Annotated in this window: 2 protein-coding genes; one reads left to right on the top strand and one right to left on the bottom strand. The window is 62.0% G+C overall.

The window, feature by feature from the left end; genetic code table 11:
* Positions 1-434, bottom strand: a 434-nt coding sequence (locus EN906_RS35195; protein ID WP_164777657.1) for a 2-C-methyl-D-erythritol 4-phosphate cytidylyltransferase, incomplete at its 3' end; no start/stop codon positions are given.
* A 244-nt stretch (positions 435-678) separates the two neighbouring features.
* Here EN906_RS35195 and EN906_RS35190 point away from each other — a divergent pair.
* On the top strand, positions 679-1,040 hold a 362-nt coding region (locus tag EN906_RS35190), incomplete at its 3' end, for a tRNA-dihydrouridine synthase (protein ID WP_164777658.1).

The raw sequence follows: 1,040 nt of genomic DNA, 5'->3' as shown, positions 1-1,040 counted from the left end.
GCGGGCAACGCGCCCTCGCGCTCGCCGATGGCGGCGATGGTGCGATCTATCAGGTCCGCATCGACAAACGGACGCACGGCGTCATGGATCAGGACCTGCGCCGGCGCGTGGCCTCTAAGGGCAAGCAGGCCGAGCCGAACGGATTCCTGCCTCGTCGCCCCGCCCATGATGGCGGTGACGCGCTCGGCATTGGCGCCCGCCGCCTGCCGGAACAACTCATGGTCATCGGCATGAATGGCGACGACGATCTCGCTCGTCCGCGGGTGGGCCAGAAAAATGTCCAGCGTGTGTGCAATGACGGCAAAGCCGCCAATGTGTTGATATTGCTTCGGTCCGTTGGCCTGTCCGGCGCGCGCACCACGGCCGGCCGCAACGATCACCACCGCGACCTTGCCATCCGCACCCGAAACGTGATTTTCACTTGCGTCAGTCATGCCTGTTTGGTCCTAGCGCACGATCCCGAAAAGTGTAATCGGTTTTCGGAAAGATCGTGCGCTAAGTATGAAATTCCAAAGCGTCTTTTGCGCGTCCTCGGCGACGCGCGGCGCTTTGGTCGCGGCCAAAGCCGAAGGCCGGCATTTTCCCAATTGCGCCTTAATGTGGCGTCATTCCGCGTTGCACATTGCGCCGGTTCTGGCTAGAGAATGTGCAACGAATGAAGATGCTTGGTTTTTGTGCATGGTTAACTTGACCAAATTGGCCGCGCCGCTCGATGTCGGTGGCGTGAGAATCCGCAATCGCGTGTTCCTCGCACCGATGTCGGGGATTACGGACGAGCCGTTCCGGCAGCGTGCCCACGCGCATGGAGCGGGCCTGGTCGTATCCGAAATGGTTGCCAGCGGCGAGCTTGCCAAGGGCAGGGCCGGTTTCAAGCTGCGCATACGCCACTCCGGCCTGCCCGTCCATATGGTTCAGCTGGCAGGCCGTGAGGCGATGCACATGGCCGAAGGTGCCAGAATCGCCGCCGGTGAGGGCGCCGACATCATCGACATCAACATGGGATGCCCGGCCAAGAAGGTTACCGGCGGTTATTGGGGGTC

Source organism: Mesorhizobium sp. M7A.F.Ca.CA.004.06.1.1, from assembly GCF_003999135.1.
In the GTDB taxonomy this organism is placed as follows: Bacteria; Pseudomonadota; Alphaproteobacteria; order Rhizobiales; family Rhizobiaceae; genus Mesorhizobium.
Note: the sequence above shows the minus strand (reverse complement) of the source record. Positions and strands in the feature narration are given on the sequence as shown.